Source organism: Enterovibrio norvegicus DSM 15893 (assembly GCF_900115495.1).
GTDB classification, from domain to species: Bacteria; Pseudomonadota; Gammaproteobacteria; order Enterobacterales; family Vibrionaceae; genus Enterovibrio; species Enterovibrio norvegicus.
This window is the reverse complement of sequence record NZ_FOWR01000040.1, coordinates 1-24,449: the sequence shown is the minus strand read 5'-3', so window position 1 is coordinate 24,449 and position 24,449 is coordinate 1. Positions and strand designations below refer to the sequence as shown.

The following is a 24,449-nucleotide window of genomic DNA, read 5'->3' as shown; positions in this document are numbered from 1 at the left end:
TTAATGACCAACGCGGCTGACATAGCATCATGGATGAACGGGCTTACCCGCTGGCGCGAAAGCCAGCGGCGCATCAATATCATGGCACTTCATGATATTGCGTCTGACATGTTTAGCGAGAATGCAAACATTCACATGTGCTATCCCTTTGGCGACCAACACGGGGCAAGCGCATGGATAAACAGCAGTTATCACGCGCTTGTCACGGCAATTCCCGATGCGGAAAGGCGCGACACCATTGTCATTAACGGGCAAGACCAACAAGGAAATAGCTGGGTGGGTTGTTGCGGATATTACTGCGGCACCTTCATCGCCCCATTTTTAGACATACCGCCAACGGGGCAATTTGTGCACATGCGGTACCACGAATTTTACCGCATTACCCCAAATGGCATCGAAGAAGCACACGTGATTTGGGATATCGTGGAAGTCATGAAACAAGCCAATGCATGGCCGATGGCGCCGTCACTTGGCCGGGAAGGTTTAGTGCCTGCCCCTGCCACGTTGGATGGCATCAAACCCATGAATAGCGAGCAAAGCGGTGATGACAATCTTGAAATTGTTATCCGTATGCTCAACAACCTCGGGCAGCATCCCTCGCAAGGCGGCCCCGATGTAATGAGGTTGCCGGAGGCTTGGCATGAAGATTTAACCTGGTATGGCCCATCTGGCATAGGCACGTGTCGCGGTTTGTCTGGGTTTCGTCAATGGCACCAAATCCCATTTTTAAACGCGATGCCCGATCGTGGATTAGATAATGAAAACATCACACTGCATTTCTTTGCACAAGATAACTATGTCGCGGTAACGGGGTGGCCGAACATGCGCCAAACCTTGTCCGGCGACGGATGGCTAGGTATTGCACCAACAAACCAGAAAATCACCTTACGCAGTCTCGACTTTTGGCGCATCGAAGATAAGAAAATCAAAGAAAACTGGGTGCTTATCGATCTATTAGACATTTATGCGCAACTTGGGGTCGATGTTTTTGCGAGACTAAAAGCATTCAACACATCAAGACCGACAGGATCCGTCGTTTTGCCAAAGGAAAGGTTATGACCATATCGCTACCCATCACACCCTCTTTTGATCTCTTTAAAAAACGAGCACTTGTCTCCGGTGCCTCCTCGGGTATTGGCCTAGCTTGTGCGACGACACTCGCTAGTGCGGGTGCCCACGTCACCTTAATCGCTCGCCGCGAAGAAAAGCTATTAGAACTAAAAGAAGCCCTCAACCAAGAAGGTTACCAATCTGATATTTTGGTGTTGGATGTCACCCAACTTGATGCACTTGAGCAGGCTCTAAATGCGCGAGAACCTTACGACATTGTTTTAAATTCTGCTGGGCTCGCGATTCATTCACCCGCGCTCGATACACAGCAAGCTGATTTCGACACGGTCTTCGATCTGAATGTGAAAGCCGCGTATTTCTTATTCCAATTTGCCGCTCGTCGCCTAATGGAAGCGCAGAAGCCCGGCAGTTTTATTAGCATTTCCAGCCAAATGGCGCACGTTGGCGGCATCGACCGTGCCGTGTATTGCGCCAGCAAACACGCCGTTGAAGGTTTTACCAAAGCCATGGCGATTGAATGGGGCAAACAGAACATTCGTGTAAATACAATTTGCCCCACATTCATCAAAACCGAACTCACCGCAAGCACCTTCGCAGATCCAGAGAAGCTAGCATGGCTGCAAAGCAACATTAAGTTAGATCGTGTCGGTGAAGTGGAAGATTTAATGGGCGCAGTGCTTTACCTCGCCTCTAGCGCTTCAGGCATGGTCACGGGAACCTCGCTCAAAGTTGACGGAGGCTGGACAGCAGAGTAATGGCAAACGATAAGATCACCTCAACCGATGTAGCAAAACATGCCGGCGTCAGTCAGTCTGCCGTCAGTCGTGTCTTTACGCCCGGCGGATCCGCATCCAAGAAAACCATCGATAAAGTCAAAAAGGCCGCCGAAGAGTTGGGTTATCGCCCAAACGTGCTTGCACGCGCCATGGTCTCAGGTAAAAGCCGCGTGATTGGACTTGTGGTGGCCTACCTCAACAATCAATTTTACCCCGAAGCATTGGAAAAGCTGTCAAATTTATTGCAAGAACAGGGCTATCACGTCCTGATTTTCATGGCGAACAATGTCGACAGCGTGGTTGATGAAGTCATTGAAGAAATTCTGGATTACCAAGTCGACGGCATCATCGCCGCTTCCGTCGAGTTGTCATCTGAATTGGCCGTGAGATGCCGTTCGGTAGGCGTTCCGATCGTACTGTTCAACCGCGCCCAACAAGGCGGTGAATTCTCTTCTGTGACCTCTGACAACTTTAGTGGCGGCATGGCTGCTGCAGAGTTTCTGGTGGCAGGTGGACATAAAAAAATCAGCTACATCGCTGGTCTGGAATGCACATCAACACAGCGCGACCGAGAAATTGGATTTCGCGCCGGCTTACAACAAGCCGGCATGGCATTGCATTCGCGCGGCGAAGGCATGTTCGATATGGCAAAAGCCAGTGCGGCAACCAAAGCCATGTTTCAGGACGATCCGCCTGACGCTGTTTTCGTCGCCAATGACCACATGGCACTCGCCGTGATGGACACGCTGCGTTTCGAACTAGGGTTACGTATTCCTGACGATGTTTCCGTCGTGGGGTATGACGATGTGCCAGCGGCAAGTTGGCCGAGTTATGGCCTCACCACCCTCGCCCAGCATGCAGACATCATGGTCAATGAAACAGTACGTATTCTGTTACAACAAATCAGCCATGAGAACGATACCCCACAGAAGGTGGCTATCGGTTCGCCGCTCTTGGTTCGCACATCCGCAAAAATCCCCGAAGGTTGGAAATCATGAAAGGCTTTGATAGTAAGTTCACAGACTTTCCCGACTATATCTTGTCCATCACGGAAGAGATTTGGGAAGGGAGAAATATCCACTCACTGCATGACTACTATTCGTCAGACATTGTCGTAAGAACCCCTGCTGGCATTTCGATTGGCAACAAAGACGTTATCGCGCAAACCAGCTCAGTGCTCAACGAATTGCCCGATCGGGTATTACTGGGTGAGGACGTGATTTGGTCGGGTTCACCGGAAGAAGGCATGTTGTCTTCCCATCGTATTTTATCTCAAGCTACCCATACCCGTGATGGCCAGTTTGGGAAAGCCACAGGCAAGAAACTTTGTTACCAAGTGATCGCCGATTGCCATGCCATCAACAACCAAATCAATGATGAATGGTTGATTCGAGACCAAGGATCGATCGTTCGACAGCTCGGTCATGACCCCAAACAATTCGCGATTGACCAAATCCACGCCGAAGGCGGTGCAGACAACTGCAACAAGCCTTTTACGCCAGAACAAGACACCTTAGGCCCCTACCTTGGCAAAGGGAATGACAACGTCTGGGGCGACGCTTACGTCGAAACCTTGAAACGTTTGATGAGCGCGGAATATTCGTGCATTCCAGAAGATTACGATCGCGCATGTCAGGTCTCGCACCCAAGCGGTGAGTCTGGTTATTCATGGTCTGCCGTTGAAGCCTTCTGGCTCGGATTACGCGCAAGCTTTCCCGGCGCAACGTTCACCATTGAGCACCAAATTGGCCGAGAAGACCCGTTAATGCCACCCCGTGCCGCCATTCGATTTTCTCTCTATGGAAAACATGCCGGTTGGGGTCGCTTCGGGCAACCGACGGGCGCGAATGTTTACGTCATGGGCGCTGCACACGTGGAGTTTGGACCACGTGGTATCCGACGAGAATTTGTCGTCTTTGACGAAACGGCCATTTGGAAGCAAATCGCCCTGCATACGGGTTAGCTATTGCGATTCTAGAGAACTATTGCAATTCAAGAGAACTATTACGATTCAAGGGAGCTATCACAAGACAAGAGAGCTGCCGCAATACGAGATAGCCGCCACAACAAGGAGTGTGAAATGAAACAACCGCAATGGGTAAGGTTTGGAGACCTGATACCGTGTCGTTCCGCCTTTATCGACGCGCATACGCCGGGCTCTGATCAGAAAGAAAACTTTACCATCATTGGTGGTGGTGTGTCCGAAAGCCCCGACCAGCACATTCATATTCAAGCCACACCGGGTTTTAATATTGGCGCGGCTGGCCAACCACCACGCTGTTTCAATTCTCTTCACTCTCACAATACAGCAGAAGTTTTTTTTGTGCTCAAAGGTCGTTGGCGCTTCTTTTGGGGAGAAACCGGCGAAGACGGAGAGGTTGTGCTCGAAGAAGGCGACATTTTCAACATTCCCACCCGCATGTTCCGCGGCTTCGAAAACATTGGCAGCGATTACGGCATGATCATGTCCATCCTTGGTGGCGATGATGCGGGTGGTGGGGTCATTTGGGCCCCTCACGTTCGAGCAGCAGCCGATGCGCATGGCTTGGTACTCGGTGAAAGTGGCCGTTTGTACGACACAGAGAAAAACGAAACCTTGCCAACCGGCGAAAGTGAAATGCCACTGCCAGAAGCACAGTGGCTCAACGCCCTGCTTCGTCCAGATGCAGCAACCGTGGTGAAGCACTACGTTGCCCGCTACTGGGATATGGTCGCCATCTCGGCAAAACAACCGGTGCTAGTTATTGGTGAAAATGGGTTACTCAAAGACAAACCAGGATTCACCGTGGATTTTCTCACACGCACTTCTCTCAATCAGCAAGCACAAACGGCGGAAAAAGATGTGGTGTTAATGGTGATGCGCGGGCATTGGACGCTTGCTTGGGAAGACGAGTCACTGACCCTCAACCCCGGCGATACGGTTTGGCTACCAGAGGGCACGGATTATCACCTCGACGTCAATGTATCTGGTGAATCGAGCCTTTTCCGCGTCACGCGAACAGAAGATGCAGCAGGGTTAACCTGGACAGGTGATGCGTAATGAACAACGTCTCTCTTGAGCCTTTGGTATTTCTGCCCGGCATGATGTGTGATGAGCGATTGTTTGCGCCACAAATAGCAGCATTCCAAACAGATCGAAACGTCATAGTGATGGATATTGCTTCTGAACAATCGATGGCATCACTCGCCAGAAAAGTGCTCAAAAATTCGCCTGAACGTTTCGCACTCGCGGGCCTGTCTATGGGCGGCATATTGGCGATGGAAGTCTATCGGCAAGCGCCGCATCGCATCAGCAGATTAGCGCTCATGGATACTAACCCGCGCGCAGAAATCGACGAGGTAAAAGCAGGACGACAGATCCATCTTGATCGTGTCGCCAACAGGGAGCTTCTGAGTGTCATGCAAGAGGTCATGATCCCTAAGTATCTTCACCGAGACCACCCCAATCACTATATCGAAGCAATTTGTCTTCACATGGCGAAAAGCCTCGGCGACGCAGCATTCGTCAATCAATCTCTGGCGCTGCGAGATCGACCCGATCAACAAGAAACGCTCAAGCATGTTGATATTCCCACTTTGATTTTAATGGGTGAAGACGATCAGCTATGCCCAAAAGACAGACATGATGCGATCAAAACCCTCATCCCTCATGCAGATTATGTGGTCATTAAACACGCTGGCCATCTTCCCACTCTCGAACAACCGGAGGCAACCACGCGCGCACTCGCTGCATGGTTGAATAGTTAATGGATAAAACGCTCTATGAATTACTGATCAGTGTGGACACCCCAACGGTGTGCAACGCGATAGAAGTCGCTCAAGGTAAACGCGGATTCAACGATTTCACGCGGGGAACATTGCAAACATCAGCCCCCGAAAATCCCGCCATCGTGGGGTATGCAAAAACGGCAATGATTGCGGCACTTGAACCTTCTAGGTTGCCCGCTGATGATGTAAAAAAACTGCGCATGGACTACTACCGATACATGTCGGAAGCCCCCTTCCCTTCCCTCGCAGTGATTGAAGATTTGGATTTCCCGGACGCCATCGGCGCGTTTTGGGGGGAAATCAATACCAATGTCCACAAGGGGTTCGGATTGAGTGGTGTATTAACCAATGGCGTGATGCGCGATCTCGGCGATTTACCCGATGAATTTCTCGTTCTCGCAGGGTCAGTGGGCCCAAGTCATGGGTTTGTTCATATCGAGAGTATTGGAGAACCCGTTAACGTATTCGGTTTAAACGTGTCCCACGGCGATCTCATCCATGCTGACCGACATGGCGCAGTGGTGATCCCGACGGACATCATTCCGTTGCTCGCTGACGCCATTGAAACCTTGCTCAGGAATGAACAAATCATTTTGAAAGCGGCAAGAGAAGAAGGCTTCAACTTTGACCGATTCGAAAAAGCATGGGCTGAATTCGAGCGTGTGCGAACTTAGCGTTTTTCATCGTCTCGCGTGATTTCGATGCGCTGAGACAACACCAACGCAATACCCATGAACACAGAAACACCACCACGCTGCTCATAATGAGCGGTGCAGGCATTTACGGCTCAAAAAAGGAGTACACCATGAAATTTTCATTGATGATGACCGTCATAGCCGGATTACTTTCCACCAGCGCATCTTATGCTGACACAACCATTCGGATTGGCCACGCCACACCAGAAGTTTCCCCCATTCATCAATCGTTGCTTTATTTTGAGAAAGAATTGGAGAAACGATCCAACGGGGACATCGATGTTGAAATCTACCCTGGCGGCCAACTCGGTAGCGTGAGAGAAATGACCGAACTTGTTCAGTCTGGCAACATTACCATGGCAACGGGCGCGTCCGTTCACCTGTCTTCTACAGTGAATGAGTTGGCTGTACTTGACCAATTCTTGCTGTTTGCCGATGAAGACACTGCACGAAATGTGCTTGATGGCGAAGCAGGCAAATCATTGGGCACCGCCATGGAAAAACGCGGCTTGAAGTCAATGGGCTTTATGGAATTAGGTTTTAGAAGCTTCACCAACAACCGCGCACCGCTTGATAGTTATGACGCATTTGCGGGGCTGCGTATGCGATCGGCGGATAACCCTATCGCCATCAGTGCATGGCGTTCTGTTGATGCCGTGCCCATCCCGCTGACATGGGGAGAGATCTATTCATCGCTCCAGCAAAACCTGATTTTCGGACAAGAAAGTGCCTTGTCTTCCATGCTTGTTGAGCGCTTTTTTGAAGTGCAGAAATACGTATCGCTCACCAATCACATTTACTGGCCTGAACTTTGGATGGCCAACCTCGAGTGGTACAACGATCTTGATGACAAAGACCGTCAATTGATTGATGAAGTTGCAAGAGAAACCGTGCTACTTCAACGCGACTTAACCTTGAAGACAAATAACGAAACGTTAGCAGCACTCAAAGAAAAAGGGCTCAAGGTTAACAGCCTACCGTTAGAAGACCGCGAACGTTTGGGTAAAACCATGAACACCGCGATTGAAGCCGACATACGTAAAAAAGTGGGCAGTGATTTCTACGACCAGTTTATGTCGAACCTTCAACCTTAGTGGTGACACAGCACTATCACTCGTAAAGAAAGATAATTTGCTCACTTAGCACTGTACTTAACACTTAGAGCATCGCGCATAGGGCTTCTCAAAGATTGAGACGCCCTGTGTTTAGCTTGTGTCTAGGCCGTTCTCAAATGGGCTGTCAGGGAGAGTCATCCACCATGTTTCGGATCATCGAAAAGTATTTCGAACCTACCATCATCGTCACCAGCCTCTTCGCGATCATTGTGTTGGTGTTTGCTGATGTGATCGCGCGCTTTGCCTTCTCAACCTCTATCGTTATCGCCAATGAAATCGCAAGGCTGTGCTTCGTCTACCTCATTTACTTTGGGATCAGTTACGCCATCCGCGAACATCGGCACATGCGAGTCACTTACTTTGTCGACAAGTTCTCGCAAAAGAAGAAACGGATTGTGATGTTTATCAGCGAATCCATCTTCCTCATCTACTCCGTCACGGTGTGCTACCTTGGCGTACAAATTACGCAACAAGCCATCGAGCGCGGTAAAACCTTATCAGCCACACAATGGTCAACGTCTGTGCTTTACGCCGCCATCATCTTTTCGGGGTTGCTGTGTAGCTTGCGACTTCTCTATTCGTTGTACCAAATTGGTGTACGTAGTGATCTGAGTCTGTATAACAGCGAGGAGAAACCATCATGACATCACTGATTCTCTTCGCAGGTTTCTTTAGCATGTTACTCATTGGCGTACCGATTGGTATCGCCCTTGGTTCAGCATCGCTTCTCGCCATTATGTACATCCCTTTTCTCAAGCCCGATTTATATGCGCTTGGGCTCGTCAGTGGCATCAACAGCTTCACCTTGATTGCTGTTGTGTTGTTCACCCTTGCAGGCAACATCATGAGCAAAGGGGGAATTTCCAAACGTTTGATTGCCGTTGCCGATACCTTGTTTGGTCGCGCACCCGGGGATTTAGGTACCGTCACGATCATGGCTTGCCTATTCTTCGCAGCCATATCAGGTACAGGCTCTGCCACAGTCGCAGCGGTCGGTTTAGCGATGATCCCCGCCCTTGTTCAGCGAGGGTATGACCGTGCCTATGCTGGCGCTATGGTAGCGAGTGCTGGCGGATTAGGCGTGATGATTCCCCCTTCCGTGGTCATGATTGTGTACGCCGTTGCGGCGGGCGTATCAGTGACGGCGCTGTTTATGGCAGGGATTCTGCCCGGTATCGTGATCGCCATTACTTTGATCACTTACAACTACTTTCACCGCAGACAAAACCGCCATGCTCACATGGTAGATACTCGAGCACCCGCGACATACAAAGAAATCTTCCATGTACTCAATGAAGCAAAGCTCGCACTCATCATGCCCATTGTTATTCTCGGTGGCATCTACGGCGGCATTGTCACGCCAACGGAGTCTTCTGCCGTAGCCGTGGTATACGCCTTGATCGTGTCTTGTTTGGTGTATCGCGAACTTCCGATGAAGCAATTACCCAAGATCATGCTGGAGTCGGCCATGCTGGTCTCCGCAGTGCTCGTGATTATCGGCGCATCCGTGGCCTTTGGTCGCATTATCGCACTAGAGAAGATCCCCACCGAACTGGCGCAGTTCGTTTTATCGAGTACGGAAAACAAATATTTCGTCCTCCTCGCGATACTCGTATTGCTCCTTATCATCGGCACCTTCTTGGAAACGCTGGCCTCGATTGTCATCCTGACGCCAGTGTTACTGCCCGTGCTCACCAAACTTGGCGTGGATTTAGTGCATTTTGGCATTGTGATGATCGTGGCGCTTGCCATCGGTTTCGTGACACCTCCGCTTGGCGCAAACCTCTTTATGGCGGCCCAAGTGGGAGAGATACCCTTCGAGAAAATAGCCAAGCGGATACTACCCTGGGTTATTACCTTGATTGGAGCGCTTCTGCTTATCACTTTTATTCCGCAAATATCTCTATTTTTGCCGGAGTACTTCCTTGGGTATAAATAGGCCAAGTGATAGCGTTAAATGAGAAGGTGCCGCCGGCAGGACTGACACGTCAGCGATGCGTAAAACACCATGGCAATGGAAGAGATGAGAGGTATTTCCGTTCACTGTGACATCGAAACAGAGAAAAATCGTTTTTGATGTCGCAGTGATCTTGCTTCATAGATACCCAACAATTTCGTCCTATCCTCCAGACCAATCGCGTTCAAATTTTAACCATAAGTGAAACACCATAAAAATAAATGGGAAATGGATGGGGTGATGATGAAAAATTAATGAGTAACGGATAAATAATTAATGAGAAATTAATGGTAAAGCATAGCCTCTTTCATTCTCAAATAAACGACACTCTCATCACTTTAACGATTCAATAAATATAGGCCCAGTTCATCACTTCTTAAAAGTTGACTTCCAAAAGAATCACCACAACAATGCCATGGTATTTATTTAGTCGACAAATAAAATACACACAGTAATTACGTCAATCATTGGCTTCATTAAAAAAGGAAAGATTATGAAAAAAATAAACTTTGCTGCGAAAAAAGGACCTGTACTGGCTACGAAACATAAAAAGCCTACTCATCCTAATCCAGGTCCTTGTTGTGGAACACCTTAATATACGTTAAAAATATATTAGGAATTTTATAATAAAATGGGGATGATGTTTTATCCCCACTTTACACATTTTTAGGGAAATAGTTTTCCTCTAAACCAGGATCGGACTGTGACCCGAATTTCTTACTTATACAAGCTCATCTATAAAAGAAGAAAATATCATTCTTTATCTTTTCTGCTATTAGCTTTATTACTAACAGCATTTCAGGCGCCACTGCCCTACCTGTCAGGCCATATCATTGACCAAGTGCTGCCTAGCGCAGATTCAGATTTACTGCTGAAGACTGTTTCGTTGCTCGCCATTCTTTATAGCGGTTATTTGGTGACCAGTTATGTAAACGCGCGATTTCGTCTAAAAGTACGCGAAGATATTATGATTGATTTTAATCAGGATGTTATTAAAAGCATACTGGGTTTGAATTTTAATCAGCGAATAAAAATCAATAATGGTGATCTACTCTCGCGAGTCACAAGGGATATAGATCAGTTTGAAGTCATTATGCCTTATGGGCTATCAAGCGCTATCCATCATTTCGTCTTATCGCTCGTTTTATTAGTGATCGTTTTTTTCATGAATTGGCAATTAAGTGCCATTCTTCTTGTCTTGCTACCCGCAGCTATCCTTGTTTACATGCGATTTGACAGTGCTCTATGGTTATCATCTAAAGATGAAACGGATGCCTCCGCAAAAAAATTCACTGTCGTACAAGAAACCATAGAAGCTGATGCAGAAATAAAAATATATGATGCTAGCAATTTCTTTTCGAAATATTGCCGAAAAGCCGTTGAAGATTTGGAGCGGAAGCGCTTCACCCGTCAATTATATGATACCAAAGTGAGCATGATCATTATGGGGATCCCCATGCTAGCCGTGGTTATCATTTGGTATCTTGGTGGTGCGATGGTCATAGAAGAACAGTTGACCGTGGGCTTAATCATCACCTATATGGCGACACTCAACTTGATGGTGCCTTCACTGATTAGGATCATTGAGTTTGCTTCCAGTATGCCTAACGAATTGACGGCGTTAATGCGCGTAAAAGAACTGGGGGATTTAGCGCAAGCGCAATCTCAGCAAGATTCGGTTGATCGCGTTAGTGCCGACATCGCCCCCTCAACCACCATTGAGTCGATGCGTTTGGAGGGGATGAGTTTTTCCTACCAGCACGACTACCCTTTATTCACCGAGCTAGACTTGGCTTTCAATAAAGGCCAAGCACACTTGATTAACGGCGGTAACGGGGCTGGAAAATCAACGCTACTCACCATTCTTAGCGGAGAGCTCAAACCGCAATCAGGGCACATTGCACTCGACACTATACGCCTAAATACCTTACCAAGCCGGTCTCAGTGGATTTCGATGGTGCCGCAAAAGATCCACATCATTTCAGACTCCATTCGTAACAACGTGACGTTTGGCATGGACGTTGAGCAGGAAAAGATTCAAGCAGCGCTCTCTTTGGTAGGGCTGGATAAGTGGGTTGAGCGCCTCGACCAAGGCATTGATCATGTCATTAAAAATGCCCATTCAGAGCTATCAGGTGGCCAAGTCCAAAAACTAGGCCTCGCGCGTGCATTACTGCGCGATACACCGATTTTGCTAATGGACGAGCCCACGAATAACTTGGACAGTGAAGCGGTAACCCTGCTGATTGATGTTATACGCTCTCTTAAACAGTCAAAAATTGTGGTGATTGTCAGCCATGATGACCGCCTATTTGATGCGGTTGAACGTGTCGTTTATCTAGAGAACGACAGCTTAAGTAACGCCACTCGCGTGACTGAAACAGCGCCAAAAAAGGTGAGTTAAGCGTGGGTTTGTTTAAACAGGAAGCCTTGTCCGTTCTCACTCGCTGATAGAGACTGAATGTTTAAGCAAAACTGAGACTTATGATCAACACGCGAAGGGATATACTCCCCACATAGCCTCTTAAATATATAAGAGTGAAAGCGCTAACGGCCTCGTAATGTATGAAGCAGTAGGGATAGAGAATTGAGAGCACCTCTTATGAAATTGAAGCAGTCTAGTAAGCAATCTGTGAGAGGCTACTTCAAGAGCACCTTCGCTATCCTTATTCTGGTTTCAGCTGCTGCCACAGGCTACTTTTTCTACCAAACGCCCCCTCTGGAAGTGTCAGGCGTGCAAGTACAACGCAATGACATGGCCTACATCATTCGAGTGACGGGTGAAGTGATTAATGATCGTACCGTTTCTTTGACAGCCTTAGTGAATGGTCGCGTCGAGCAGGTCTATGTTGCTCGCGGAGATCTGGTCAACAAAGATGACACTTTGGCCGCCATGGATAACCGCGCATCCATGACCCGACTCAAACGCGCTAAAGCCGTCGTTCAGCAAGAAACTGTTCGTTTAAAAGAACAGAGGCAACGCTACAATCGAGTATCGGAGCTTTCCAATAGAAACCTCGTCTCCGTCGAAGCGCTAGACCAAGTTAAATTTGAAATGGAAACCGCACAAGCTGCGGTTGCTATTGCCCACGCTGACGCCCAAATGCGTGTACTTGAACAAGATTGGCAAAAGCTTAACGCCCCTTTCGACGCCGTTATCGTGGATAAGTGGACCGAATCTGGGCAATGGGTAGAAGCCGGTACGGAGCTTTTCCAACTCGTCGCAATTGAGGGATGGGAAATTGAAGCCAACCTGGATGCCGTTGATACCGGAAGAATTCACGTTGGCCAATTGGTCAATGTGACGTCTGATGCTTTCCCAGACATAGGCTGGCAAACGAAAATTCATTGGATTGGCCCCGCTATCGAGCGTACATCAGCACGCCATTTAAATACGTTTCCAGTACGCATGGGGTTAGGTGCCGATGCCCCTAAACTTCTGCTCGGGCAACAACTGGACATTGAAATCGTGATAGAAGAACGAGGCGATGTGCTTAGACTGCCCTACAGCGCCCTGCGTGAACGCGAGCCTGGGCACTTTGAAGTTGCATTGGTAGAACAAGGCGTCATTCGTTTGCAACCTGTCGAATCAGGGTTAGAAACGGACACACATGTTGAAATCCTCAGCGGCGTTCAAGAAGGGCAACAGGTTGCCCTGTTTGATAGCGGGTATCTTGAAAATGGCCGTACAGCAAGGTTTGCAGCGAAACATGATCAAGATTGAATCCCTGCATAAATCCTACTTCCGAGGAGACACGCCCTTGCCCATCATACAAGGCGTTGACCTGAGCATTAAGCAGGGAGAATTCGTGACCATAATGGGTGCCTCTGGTTCAGGAAAAAGCACCCTTCTCAACATTATTGGCTGCTTAGACAACGCCGACAAAGGCACCTACCATTTGGATGGCACCGCCGTTCATTTAACGGAGGATGATGGGCTCGCAACGCTTCGTTCATCGTTAATTGGGTTCATCTTTCAATCGTTTAATTTGTTATCACGCCGTGATGCTTTAGCCAACGTCATGCTTCCTTTGGTCTACCAAGGCACCCCGTCTTCCCAGCGCAAAGCCATGGCGTTATCTGCACTCGAACGCGTGGGCCTCGCCGATCGCGCAACGCATTTCCCGAATCAACTCTCCGGTGGACAGCAACAACGTGTGGCAATTGCTCGAGCGTTGGTGAACAAGCCAAAATTACTGATCGCAGATGAGCCAACTGGCGCATTAGACAGCCAAACTGGGCAGCAGGTGATGGATTTGTTCAAAGCGCTACATGCTGACGGGCATACCATTGTCATGGTCACTCACGATGCACATTTGGCCGAAGCGGCTGACAGAGTGCTACACATGCGAGACGGCAGGATAGTGACATGAAAACACTCCGCATCCTGCCCGACTTGTTTAAAGAAGCACGACTGGCCATGCTAGCTAATTGGGGCAGATCCATGCTGAGTATGGTTGGCATTGCGGTCGGTATCGCCGCCGTGATGACGGTTGATACCGTCAGCACCGGTGGCAAAGCATTCGTCATGCAGGAATTAGAAACGTTCGGCCTGAAATCTGTTTGGGTATATCGGGCGCATGGCAGCAAAGACCCGCATAGACGTACACGCACAGGAACAGGCATCAACAACAACGATTTAATCGCCCTTCAAGGTGATTGTTGTCCTTCAGTCAGTCTCATCAGTCCTGTTGTAAACCCGAGAGGTCCCGCCCCTGTCATTCAAGCGGGCAATCGTTACAACAACGCGCAAGTCATCGGCGTTAATGTCGATTACCTCGCCATCAACAATGACCAGCTGCGCATTGGAAGAGGCCTTCGAGAAGTAGAAATCAGAAATCGTAGACCTGTCGCCGTTATCGGCGAAACCGTGGCCTCTGACCTGTTTCCCGGCATGCCCAATCCCTTAGGTCTCACACTCAGAATCTCAGGGCGTGAATATCAGGTTGTTGGTGTTCTGCGATCTAAAAGTCGAGATTTACTCGCTAGCATCGGTTCAGCAGGCGGAGATGTGAATAATCGCATTTTAGTGAGCTACCCGCTTATTCAAACACTGAATGGAAATAGCGACGTTAACTACCTACAAGTTGAAGCCACGTCGGTCGAAGCCGCTGAAGCCGCCGCCGATCAGCTAAAAGGGGTGCTCTCGCGACGCTATCAAGGCGTGTTTGAATATCAAAGTGAAACCCTCGCGTCATACATCAAAACCACAGATAACATTCTTGGCGGTGTCACCATCATTGGCATTATTGCCGCCTCTAGCGCGTTGATCGTAGGGGCAATAGGTGTTGCCGGCATCATGAGTACAGCGGTTGCTGAACGGACACGGGAAATCGGTATTCGTGCGGCCATTGGCGCGCACCGCAGCCATATCATGGTGCAATTTATTGTCGAATCAGTGCTGATATGTTTGATTGGTGGCCTTGCGGGATTGGCCGTGGGGATGCTCATTGGGGTGGTTTTAGACGTTTTTACAGGCTTCCCATTATTTCCGGGAATGTTAGGCATCAGTATTGCCCTTTTTGTGTCAATTTTAGTTGGACTGGTTGCGGGGTATATCCCCGCGAGAAGAGCGGCACAAATGAAGCCTGTGGATGCGCTCAGGGATGCGTGAACATACACCTTTTAGCTCCGGCTAGCCTGACGTTGCTCATAGTCCGAGGCAGAAAGAATAAGGACATTTCTGGTGAGGTGAATAACCCAAACAAAGAGCACGGATTCAAACAGGTTGTAAGCAACAGCAAGCACCATTGAGAAGATAAAAAACTCTAATGAGTGCCACCCTAACGGTCTGTTTTCCCCGTGAACGGTCCAGAAAAGTGCAGAAGAAAGGAAGATTGCTGCCCAAGCAGGCAGCACCAACAACAATGTGCTGATCAGAAATACTCGCCAAATCAACTCTTCGTAACACGTTATCCCAACTTGAAATAAGAGATAAGGCCTGTTTTCTTTAAGGCTCGTCAACCCGCGCAGGCTGTTTACCATGAATGCTTTTGGTTGAGGTGAACTCAAGGGTAACCCCGCGAACAGCAAACCGATACCGACACATGCCCCACCGACAATCATCGTAAAAAGTTGAGTCAGAGACGCAAACTGCCAATCCACATAGAAAATCACGGTATAGGCAAGCACGGGGAGCATGAACATGAAGCCAAGGCGATCACCGATGACTCGCGGGTATAAAAAAGAGACGCAAACAACAAACGTAAGCAGTAAAGCAAGTAGGCCCACGTTTAGAATAGGCCTTTCTTAAAGTGGCGGCGTAACACCCCATCTTTGTGTTTTTGTAAAAATGCCCGGAAGTCATCTGAGAACATGGCATAAAGATGGTAGTCGTTCCATCCATCGCCTACTCGCACGTAGTTTTTGAGCACACCTTCTTTAATGCCCCCAAATTCTACCAGACTCATTGAATCCTCATTCCCCGACAAAACGTAACCAAAAATCTTATGTAAATTCATCACATTAAAAGCCATTTGAAGGCTGAGCAGCGCGATTTCAGGCCCGAACACACTGGTACGATACTCGGCTTCCCCGACCAAATAACGAAGATCTGCAGTGCGGCTTTTCCAGTCAATGTTATTGAACCAGACCATCCCGATTGGCTTGCCACTTTTCACAGAACAGACCAACCCCAAGAGGTTGTCAGCACCATAAACAGTCGCGTTCTGTTCTAGCCAGGTCATCGCTTGTTCCTGAGCCCCGTTAACAAAGGTTGAACTGTCAAAAACGGTCGAATTCAGGTAAGGATCATCTAGCCAGCGACTAATGGTATCCAGATCTTCGAGATTGGGGCGACGAATAGCGCAATAGATTCCACGAACACTGTCAAACACGTTTATCCTCACTTCCCATCATGATTAAGTCGCAATATGTCCCTTCAACAAACAACTGATCTCTTAAACGCGCTTCTTCGGTGAAACCTAAACGCGTTAAGCAATCTAGCTCCAGCTGTTCATGGGGAAGTAACTGCAGGTAATATTTTCCGATATCGTAGTGTTCAGATAGCCAGCTCAACACAGACTGCACTTCTTTGTCGGCCATGCCACTGAGCAAATGGAAATCAAGATAGGCGATGCCATGAAACATGGCTTTTATTCTGATAAATCCCACGTTGATCGTTTCATTAAAAAAAGCAAAGTCCCCCTCTCCCAACGCTGAATCAAGTTCTGACATTGAACAACCAAGAGGATATGCTGAATTTTTATAACTCGAGCACCTAAAACGAGATGGCGTTACATCAATAAAGTCATTTACCGTTGCTAATCTAAAGGACACTAAAATCCCCACTCATATTGTTTAACGCATGATGAAACAACGTCCAAAATGTCTATCACACGACAGTTGAAGTTTACCCAAACGACTTCCATGTACTCGAATTCACCTTGTATAGGCATGCAGCAATTTGATGATTGGGCGAATAAATAGGATACGCCTGCTCTCAACGCGTGACGTGTTGAGAGATATGTTCAATAAGGTTCTTTCGCTTTATAAACGTGAGATCAAACGTGGCAGACAATACCTCGCGATCATTGACGTAGGAATGCCCAGTGAGCCTCGCCCCAAGACGATTGATCGCCTTTATGCTGACGCGTGCTTCTAAGGTATCTCCGGGCAATGCGGGAGACTTAAACCGCATTTGGTTGACGGTACTCGCAATCACATCTGTCTCTTCTTCAAACTCACTTCGGTAATGCACTAACACAATACCGGCTTGTGCTAATGCTTCGCCCATTAGAACACCCGGCATCATGCGGGCATGTTTGAAGTGTGCATCAATCAGTTCAGACGATTCGGGGATGTGGTATTGCGCGACGATATCCGAATCAGTCAAATGGCTCACGGAGTCCACAAACAAAAAGGCATCGCCGTACGATAAGATCGCGCGAATAGCCTCTTTTTGTAGGTGGCCTTGCGGCCCCCTCAACCCATCAATAAAACGTCTATTCATCATCGCCAGTCACAGATTCCAAAGTGTCAGTCCATTTTTCTCAGGATCGTCGCTGCGTTCGTTCCACCGAAACCAAAGTTCAAAGACAGCATTGTCTTCAAATCAGCCTCTGTGGTTTCTCGAACGATAGGGGCATCAGCAAAAAGAGGATCGAGATTATCGATATTGATAGAAGGGGCGATAAAGCCCTCTTTCAGCATCGCAATGCAAGCGATCAACTCAATGGCCCCGACTGCACCGATCGCATGCCCTGTCATTGATTTTGTCGACGAGAACCTTGGAACATTGTTACCAAACGCCCTGCGTAGACCATTCACTTCGGCCACATCGCCCGCGACAGTCCCTGTTCCATGCGTGTTAATGGCATCAATATCGACAGGGGAAATACCCGCGTCGTCTAATGAACTGGCAATACAATCAACAAATGTACCGCCATCGGCTTGTGGTAGAACTAAGTCATAAGGGTCTGAATTGGCGGCATAACCTACAATTTCTGCATAAATGGGCGCGTTACGCGCTAACGCTGAATCAAGGGATTCCAATACAAGTACACCCGCCCCACCGCTAATCACAAACCCATCTCTATCAGTATCATAGGGGCGCGATGCGCTTTCAGGTGTGTCGTTAAACCCTGTAGAAAGGGCCATTCTCAATGCTTGAAAAGACGCAACGATCAACTCATTCACCTCCTCACAGCCACCCGTTACGGCGCGGTCAATCACCCCATCACGGATCAGTTCGTAAGCGTGCCCAATGTTGTGCGCACCCGTCGCACACGCAGACGAGATCGAATAGCTGCGCCCTGTGATGCCAAAGAGCTTAGTGAGGATGGCACTCGCCGTGCTGCTCATGGACTTGAGCACAGTATAGGGTTCAGTTCTTCGCACATTCCCTGCGTAATACCTCGCCCCTTCTTTGTGTATCACACCAACATCCGCCACACCGCTGCCAACAAGGCAAGCAGTTCGAGGGTCAGCGAGTTCTTCAGGGGTTAAGCGAGAAGCCGAAATAGCATCACTTGCAGCAACACTGCAATAAAGCGTAGAGGTCGGCATCGCTCTGCGGAGTTTTAGTGGGATGTTCGCAGACTGTATTTTAGCCTCGTCGAGATCAATCAAGCCCGCAACACGGCTCGTTAACCCAAACTCAGACCATGATTTGACCGCACGAATACCACTGCGACCAAGCTTTAAAGATTCCGTCAGCGTGTCAAAGTCATTGCCTATTGAAGAAACGACACCCACACCGGTGATCACTACACGTCTACGACTATCCATTTTTTTGACTTAGCTTGGATTCAATAATGTTCAAAAGGTCACTGACAGTGTCGAGTTTAATTAAGTCTTCATCATCTATAGAAATAGACAAAGAGTCTTCTAGGTCTAGGGTAAGCGACACAGCCTGCATAGAGTCCATTCCTAGATCCTCACGCAATGACATCGTGGGTAAAATATCCTTCGCTGCAATCGCAGTTTCTGACTCCGACTCTAAGCGACTCATGATCTCAGATATTAGCGAGTCCGTTAAATATTTTGAATTTCCTATAGAATTACTCATATTATTACCACCAAGCTCATGAATTAATTGAACAAGTATCGTTGTACTTGTGTGTATTTTTTCTTTGTAAAAAGGTTATCAAGGGGTTTTATCAGCGTCAAACCGCTTAGAAACGTCTATATTGAAACAGATGCCGCATTGCTGCCTTAATTGTGCGTTGATGTTGTTGGCGGGGTTGACATTCAACAAAGGGGAAATAACGAAAAAAACTCACTCATTCCATTGTTTAAATTAAAAATAGTCAATTCATGACCATCTACCTTCAAGCATACTCCTATACTATTTCCCGCTATACCCTATTCAATAAAGCATCCATTAAATCATCGCCACATCTCATTCATGAAACATAAAATTCAATACAAATACGCACTCTATTCAAATGAGATAAATGTGTGATTTTAACCCTCTTTGAATTGATTAAGAGATTCATGACACTTTAAATAAACATAGTGCGTTAGACACTAATAAATATAGAAAATACTTGGTACTTTCTACGACATTCGTAAGCGGTGTTTGGTGAGGGGAATTCTTGGATATGCAACGACAACATCACTTTAAGATAAAATAATCTCAGCTAACAATTAGCCTTAAATTGAATGTAATTTCGTCAATTGAAACATTAGCACACCCTAACTATTTGTATTTTTAGCTAGGCATATATAACCATGAGATTGTGCGTTGAGCAGACTCCAAGTCGCAATACGATTGCGACTTGGATAAGAAGAAAAACGTCGTCACTCACCAACAGACCGAACCTTCGTTTGCACCTCATCAAAGGGGTATTTCGCAAACTTCCCAAACCCTTCCATTTTGCCGGCTCTTAATCGCCCAGTGAGCGGTGTAGCAATACCGCAGAGGAATCGCGTCATTGCTTCTACTGATACCACTAGGCCTTCTTTCGCTGCTGCTTCAACCAGGGGTTTGATCACACGCTGTAAAAGTGCTAAATCAATTTCACCTTGAACATTGGCATGCGGAAGCACTGCTACGTTGCCACGGCACACTGAACAGTGCCCGCATTGCGCTGGCGCATGTTCATCCGCAAAGTAACTCGCCAATCGATGACTTAAACACGTGTTGGTTTCAAACAAAGACAACATCGCATGGACACGGTTGATTTCTGTTTCTTCCTTGGACAAGAACAGTTGGTGGATCTCTTGGCTAAGGAGATGTGCGCTATCACCTTGGCAAGCACCGAGTTCAAGCACACGGAACACATCCGTCATTTGCTTGCTTTCAAGTTCAATCCAGCCTTTGGCCGCAAAATAGTCGAGTGCTGTCACTGTGCGCTGTCTATCGGCTTGATAGCCCTGCCACAGCGCCTCAAAGTCAACGGTATGCCAGGTGCGTGATTTTGGTGAGGCACGGAAAACCGCATCCACAAATTGTCTTCTCTCGCCGTCAAATTGGCTCAGAACATGATCAACGGAAACAGACATCTTGAAGCGATAATCGGCGAAATAACTAAATTGAGGTTCGATAATGCCCGCAAGCTCAAGGTAAACCAGAAGGGTTTTAAGCGGCAGCTGACGAACGTTACATTCTCTCGAGAGCCTATTCAGCATCACTTCCCATGCGTTGCCGCTTGGCGTCGCACCAATCTCGTCAATCACGGCACGAATGGCGTTGAGATCTGGCGTGTCGCCATACACAAAGTTCTCTAACACACTGACAGATTCTCGGTTAGCGAGGACTGAACACACTGATGCTTGCCCATCGCGCCCAGCCCGTCCGATTTCTTGGCTGTAATTCTCAATCGACTTTGGCAAGTCGTAGTGGATGACAGCGCGGATATCGGCTTTGTCCACCCCCATGCCAAATGCAATCGTTGCAACGATGCAGTTGATGTCTCCACGCATAAACCCATTTTGGATTCGTTGACGATCTTCACTCGCCATACCGGCATGGTACGCCTTCGCAGGAATGCCTTGCGCACTTAAGTTTGCCGCCACGTGTTCCGCGGTTTGCTGGAGGGTGACATACACAATGGTGGGTTGGTCTTTAGGCGCTTGCTGAACAACATGACTCAGTACGGAAAGCTTTTCTTCTTCCTTACACGGCAACACATTCAAATCCAAGTTACTTCGATAAAAGCCCGTGACGACGACATCTTCAGGCGAAATAGAGAACTTGGTGCGCATATCGTCAATGACCTGCGGCGTTGCAGTCGCGGTCAGCAAGAGAACTTGTGGAATATTGAGCTGTGTACGATACGCAGGAAGCTTTAAATAATCAGGTCGGAAGTTATGTCCCCACTCGGAGATACAGTGCGCTTCATCGACAACAAGCAGGGAAATGGGAACTGATGAAATGAACTGGCGAAAGCGCTCGTTTTTCAGACGTTCCACCGAAATCATCAGGATCTTCGTTTCGCCCGCTTTTACTGAGCGCATTACCTCGCGCGATTCATCATAGGTGAGGGACGAATCAATAGATGCCGCTGCAATGCCTTTACCTTTCAGAAAATCCAATTGGTCTTTCATCAACGCCAACAACGGCGAGATCACCAAGGTGAGGTGAGGAAGATGCAGTGCGGGTAACTGATAACACAGGGATTTGCCCGAACCCGTAGGGAAAATTGCGGCTGAAGAATGACCTGCAAGCACTTGCTCTACAACTTGCTGCTGACCTCCGCGTAAACCGTCGAAGCCAAAAACCTGTTGGAGCGTTTGTAAATATTGAGCGTTTGCGTGCATTAGCCGTCTCTTATCTGGAATGCTGACGAAATGCGTTAGTTTACACCTCCCCTTTGTTGTCTTCGAGGAGAAAGGCGGATTACTCAGAGAAACCTTCTGTTTTATCTGAGAGCCTTGTAAATCGTACTTTTTGTCAGCTCACTAAAAAAACCACAATTAAATCATGCCTTTTATACGTGAATTGATTTTCCCTTTATTAGCAATGGCAAGAATAAGTACCGTCGTAAAACTGTGACAAATTTCCCTTCAAACCTTCGCTTACTCTTTTTATATACATATAAGAATCTGCAGTTATCTGTTTTGCAATTAGCTTTACATTAGGTATCAAAGGTAGCGAACACGCGGTGCCCCAATCTCGTCATCCAGACGTTTCGCGATGGACGTGACCAATCATAAAAAGGGTTAGCCTGTGTCTGAATTAAATAAAAAAAATCATGGTGAAAAAAAAGGTCCTTACACAAAAGCCGCACTTTTTATCCTCGGTACACTCTTCACAAGCAGCGTGATTTATCTCAGCGCAAACAGCGGTCAAGAAAACCAGCAAGCATCTGCCGAAGACACCTCGTCTTCTGGTCGATTTTCTCCCCATTTAGCGCCTCACAAAAACGTGAAACCCATTCCCCCTCCAGTGCTGGCTTATTCGGAAAGCTTGGCGGGGAACGGTGTTCCAATTCCAACAGATCCGGAACGTCTTTGGTTGTCTGAATCCATTAAGAGTCACCCTGACAGCCCCTACTGGCGCCAACAAGTGCAAGATCATTTGGCTCAGGCACGCACGCCGGGTTGGCTAAAGTTTGAAAATTACCACCTAAGTAAAAACCGCGATCCGCTCCTTTTACCGACCTTTGCGCGAATGCTAGCGTCGGAACATGTACCCAACGCGTTGACAGTGCGAATTCTTGATAACGCGGTAAGCCAAACAGCCTTATTAGATATCGGGTTGATACACGATCGACCCGTTAACGAGGCGGACCCTCAAGGTCGCGTTCACGTGTACACCATTCCCAACGACATGTCGTTTCTTGAAGCGCTCGAAACGGTGAATGCCCACCCTGCTGTTGCGTATGCAGAGCCTGATTATTTGATCGAATGGGCCCTCGCGCCCAACGAAACGAATGATGGCATAAGCAACGGCACCGCCTGGTGGCTCAACCAAATTCGCGCCTATGAAGCATGGGATACCATTACCGATGCCTCTGCCATTGGCCCTGTCGCGGTTTATGACCAAGGTATTTTACGTAGCCATCCCGATCTCCAAGGCAACTTCTGGGTGAATCCAGACGAAATTGAAGGCAACGGCGTTGATGATGATAACAATGGCATTGTCGATGACATTAATGGCCGAACCAATCGTGTATTTGGCAGTCACGGTACACCCGTAGCAGGTACAATATGTGGCCGCGGTGATAACAGTATTGGTTACGTCGGCAGTGCCTGGACCTGTCAGCTAATGGACACGGGGGGACCGCTCAGTTTTGCTGCTGCCGTGTCTGATGCGATGGCTTCGCTCTCTTATGCCACTGATAAAGGCTCGAAAATCTCGAACCACAGTTGGGGAATTCGTGGGGATTACAGCCAAGCTTTCAAAGATCTAATCACTGAAATTCAAGACGATGACCACTTGATGGTGATTGCCTCTCACAACTTTAATTCCAATATTGATTCCAGCCCTGTTTATCCTGCGTCGTATGACAACGACAACATTCTGAGTATCGCCGCCTCTAATCGCAGCGAAGGCCGAATCAGCTATTCAAACTTCGGCGTGGTAAGTGTGGATATCGCCGCTCCAACAGAATTCAACACCGTCAACTCTAGCGGTGGGTATTCAGGCTTTAGTGGGACATCCCAAGCCACACCCGTGATGACGGGCGTCATCGCCCTTGCGTGGTCCATGGACCCGACTATGACATTCCGTGAAATCAAAAATCTCGTCATGGACACCGCCCGCCCTGTAGCCGCTTGGCAGGGATTAACGCGTTCTGGCGCGATCGTGGACATGAAAACCCTGGTGGAGTCTGTGATTCTTGATACCGACGGCGATGGCATTCTCGATGATGTTGATACCGATGACGACAATGACGGTGTGCTCGACGTTGACGATGCCTTCCCGAAAGATCCCAATGAAACCGTCGACACCGATGGCGATGGCATCGGCAACAACACAGATACCGATGATGATGGCGACGGTGTTTCGGATAGCGATGACTGGCGTCCACTTGATCCATCAGAGCAGTATGATACCGACGGTGATGGCGTAGGTAATAACACTGACAACGACGACGATAATGACGGCGTTGAAGATGCTAACGATGCCTTCCCACTCGACGCGACAGAAACCACGGATTCTGACGGCGATGGCGTTGGCGATAACACAGACACCTTCCCGAATGATCCAAACGAAACAACCGATTCTGATGGCGATGGCGTCGGTGATAATGGAGATATCGACCGTGATAACGATGGCCTTGCCGATGAATTAGAATCTCGTACACAAGCAGATATTACGGATTGGCCTGTGTTAACAGGTAACGCGACATTTGCTGACGATGTGCTTTCTGCCAATGGCGGTTCGTGGGGTTATCAAGCTAACTCTGCCCGAATCTCCACGTATGGTTTTAGCGACAATTACCGATTTAGCTTTAAGATTGATGCGCTCGGCACCTACAACATGATTGGGCTTGGCAATGTTGAAAGCTCTGCAAGTTATACCGACATTGATTACGCGTTCTATCTCATTAATAGCACCCTATATATCTATGAAAGTGGTGGTTCAAAAGGTACGTTTGGCTCAATTGCGGTTGGCGATACCTTATCGATTGACGTAGCAGAAGGCTCTGTCACTTATCGTCGTAATGACACCGTA

22 protein-coding genes are annotated in these 24,449 nt (G+C 48.1%); 15 read left to right on the top strand and 7 right to left on the bottom strand.

Annotated elements, in window-relative coordinates; genetic code table 11:
* Positions 1 to 3: 3 nt before the first annotated feature.
* The 14 genes from BM082_RS20065 (at position 4) to BM082_RS20000 (ending at position 14,996) form a co-directional block, all read left to right on the top strand.
* Entirely contained in the window at positions 4 to 1,059 is a 1,056-nt protein-coding gene (locus BM082_RS20065; RefSeq protein WP_017013479.1) for an ester cyclase, read from the top strand.
* A complete protein-coding gene (locus tag BM082_RS20060) occupies positions 1,056 to 1,826 on the top strand; it encodes an SDR family NAD(P)-dependent oxidoreductase (RefSeq protein ID WP_017016609.1) in 771 nt (256 codons plus the stop codon). Before BM082_RS20065 ends, BM082_RS20060 begins: the two co-directional genes overlap by 4 nt.
* Positions 1,826 to 2,845 (top strand): LacI family DNA-binding transcriptional regulator, encoded by a 1,020-nt coding sequence (locus BM082_RS20055; RefSeq protein ID WP_017009688.1) that lies wholly within the window; start codon positions 1,826 to 1,828, stop codon positions 2,843 to 2,845. Before BM082_RS20060 ends, BM082_RS20055 begins: the two co-directional genes overlap by 1 nt.
* Positions 2,842 to 3,810, top strand: a complete 969-nt coding sequence (locus BM082_RS20050) for a nuclear transport factor 2 family protein (protein ID WP_017016608.1) — start codon at positions 2,842 to 2,844, stop codon at positions 3,808 to 3,810. Before BM082_RS20055 ends, BM082_RS20050 begins: the two co-directional genes overlap by 4 nt.
* Positions 3,811 to 3,927: 117 nt before the next feature.
* On the top strand, positions 3,928 to 4,887 hold the full coding sequence (locus BM082_RS20045; protein ID WP_017016607.1) for a cupin domain-containing protein: 960 nt from the start codon (positions 3,928 to 3,930) through the stop codon (positions 4,885 to 4,887).
* Positions 4,887 to 5,594, top strand: a complete 708-nt coding sequence (locus BM082_RS20040) for an alpha/beta fold hydrolase (protein WP_074928378.1) — start codon at positions 4,887 to 4,889, stop codon at positions 5,592 to 5,594. Before BM082_RS20045 ends, BM082_RS20040 begins: the two co-directional genes overlap by 1 nt.
* Positions 5,594 to 6,289 (top strand): RraA family protein, encoded by a 696-nt coding sequence (locus BM082_RS20035; RefSeq protein ID WP_074928374.1) that lies wholly within the window; start codon positions 5,594 to 5,596, stop codon positions 6,287 to 6,289. Before BM082_RS20040 ends, BM082_RS20035 begins: the two co-directional genes overlap by 1 nt.
* 131 nt (positions 6,290 to 6,420) lie before the next feature.
* A complete protein-coding gene (locus BM082_RS20030) occupies positions 6,421 to 7,404 on the top strand; it encodes a TRAP transporter substrate-binding protein (RefSeq protein ID WP_074928371.1) in 984 nt (327 codons plus the stop codon).
* Between the two features lie 164 nt (positions 7,405 to 7,568).
* Complete coding sequence (locus BM082_RS20025; RefSeq protein ID WP_074928369.1) at positions 7,569 to 8,069, top strand: TRAP transporter small permease; 501 nt, start codon at positions 7,569 to 7,571, stop codon at positions 8,067 to 8,069.
* Complete coding sequence (locus BM082_RS20020) at positions 8,066 to 9,364, top strand: TRAP transporter large permease (protein ID WP_017013485.1); 1,299 nt, start codon at positions 8,066 to 8,068, stop codon at positions 9,362 to 9,364. The genes BM082_RS20025 and BM082_RS20020 overlap by 4 nt, the downstream gene beginning before the upstream one ends.
* Before the next feature lie 721 nt (positions 9,365 to 10,085).
* The gene (locus BM082_RS20015) at positions 10,086 to 11,786 is read left to right on the top strand and encodes an ABC transporter ATP-binding protein (RefSeq protein WP_244276061.1); all 1,701 of its coding nucleotides are present in this window, start codon (positions 10,086 to 10,088) and stop codon (positions 11,784 to 11,786) included.
* A gap of 198 nt (positions 11,787 to 11,984) precedes the next feature.
* Positions 11,985 to 13,106 carry an efflux RND transporter periplasmic adaptor subunit gene (locus BM082_RS20010; protein WP_074928367.1) on the top strand — a complete coding sequence of 374 codons (1,122 nt, stop codon included), beginning with the start codon at positions 11,985 to 11,987 and terminating at the stop codon, positions 13,104 to 13,106.
* Positions 13,093 to 13,755, top strand: a complete 663-nt coding sequence (locus BM082_RS20005) for an ABC transporter ATP-binding protein (protein ID WP_074928365.1) — start codon at positions 13,093 to 13,095, stop codon at positions 13,753 to 13,755. Before BM082_RS20010 ends, BM082_RS20005 begins: the two co-directional genes overlap by 14 nt.
* The gene (locus BM082_RS20000; protein ID WP_074928363.1) at positions 13,752 to 14,996 is read left to right on the top strand and encodes an ABC transporter permease; all 1,245 of its coding nucleotides are present in this window, start codon (positions 13,752 to 13,754) and stop codon (positions 14,994 to 14,996) included. The genes BM082_RS20005 and BM082_RS20000 overlap by 4 nt, the downstream gene beginning before the upstream one ends.
* An 11-nt stretch (positions 14,997 to 15,007) precedes the next feature.
* On the opposite strand, the gene BM082_RS19995 is transcribed toward BM082_RS20000, so the two are convergent.
* The 7 genes from BM082_RS19995 to BM082_RS19960 form a co-directional block, all read right to left on the bottom strand.
* Positions 15,008 to 15,613: a CPBP family intramembrane glutamic endopeptidase gene (locus BM082_RS19995; protein ID WP_074928361.1), complete on the bottom strand. Its 606-nt coding sequence runs from the start codon at positions 15,611 to 15,613 to the stop codon at positions 15,008 to 15,010.
* Between the two features lie 2 nt (positions 15,614 to 15,615).
* Positions 15,616 to 16,218: a GNAT family N-acetyltransferase gene (locus tag BM082_RS19990; RefSeq protein WP_074928359.1), complete on the bottom strand. Its 603-nt coding sequence runs from the start codon at positions 16,216 to 16,218 to the stop codon at positions 15,616 to 15,618.
* Positions 16,211 to 16,558: a hypothetical protein gene (locus BM082_RS19985; protein WP_074928357.1), complete on the bottom strand. Its 348-nt coding sequence runs from the start codon at positions 16,556 to 16,558 to the stop codon at positions 16,211 to 16,213. The genes BM082_RS19990 and BM082_RS19985 overlap by 8 nt, the downstream gene beginning before the upstream one ends.
* Before the next feature lie 265 nt (positions 16,559 to 16,823).
* Positions 16,824 to 17,336, bottom strand: coding sequence for a 3-hydroxyacyl-ACP dehydratase FabZ family protein (locus tag BM082_RS19980; RefSeq protein WP_244276060.1), 513 nt, complete (start codon positions 17,334 to 17,336; stop codon positions 16,824 to 16,826).
* 23 nt (positions 17,337 to 17,359) lie between these two features.
* On the bottom strand, positions 17,360 to 18,610 hold the full coding sequence (locus BM082_RS19975; protein ID WP_074928355.1) for a beta-ketoacyl-[acyl-carrier-protein] synthase family protein: 1,251 nt from the start codon (positions 18,608 to 18,610) through the stop codon (positions 17,360 to 17,362).
* Positions 18,603 to 18,890 carry an acyl carrier protein gene (locus tag BM082_RS19970; protein WP_017013488.1) on the bottom strand — a complete coding sequence of 96 codons (288 nt, stop codon included), beginning with the start codon at positions 18,888 to 18,890 and terminating at the stop codon, positions 18,603 to 18,605. Before BM082_RS19970 ends, BM082_RS19975 begins: the two co-directional genes overlap by 8 nt.
* Positions 18,891 to 19,624: 734 nt before the next feature.
* Positions 19,625 to 21,586 (bottom strand): RecQ family ATP-dependent DNA helicase, encoded by a 1,962-nt coding sequence (locus tag BM082_RS19960; protein ID WP_074928353.1) that lies wholly within the window; start codon positions 21,584 to 21,586, stop codon positions 19,625 to 19,627.
* Between the two features lie 409 nt (positions 21,587 to 21,995).
* Between BM082_RS19960 and BM082_RS19955 the strand changes: the two genes are divergently transcribed.
* A partial coding sequence (locus tag BM082_RS19955; protein WP_140424778.1) for a S8 family serine peptidase occupies positions 21,996 to 24,449 on the top strand: 2,454 nt, incomplete at its 3' end.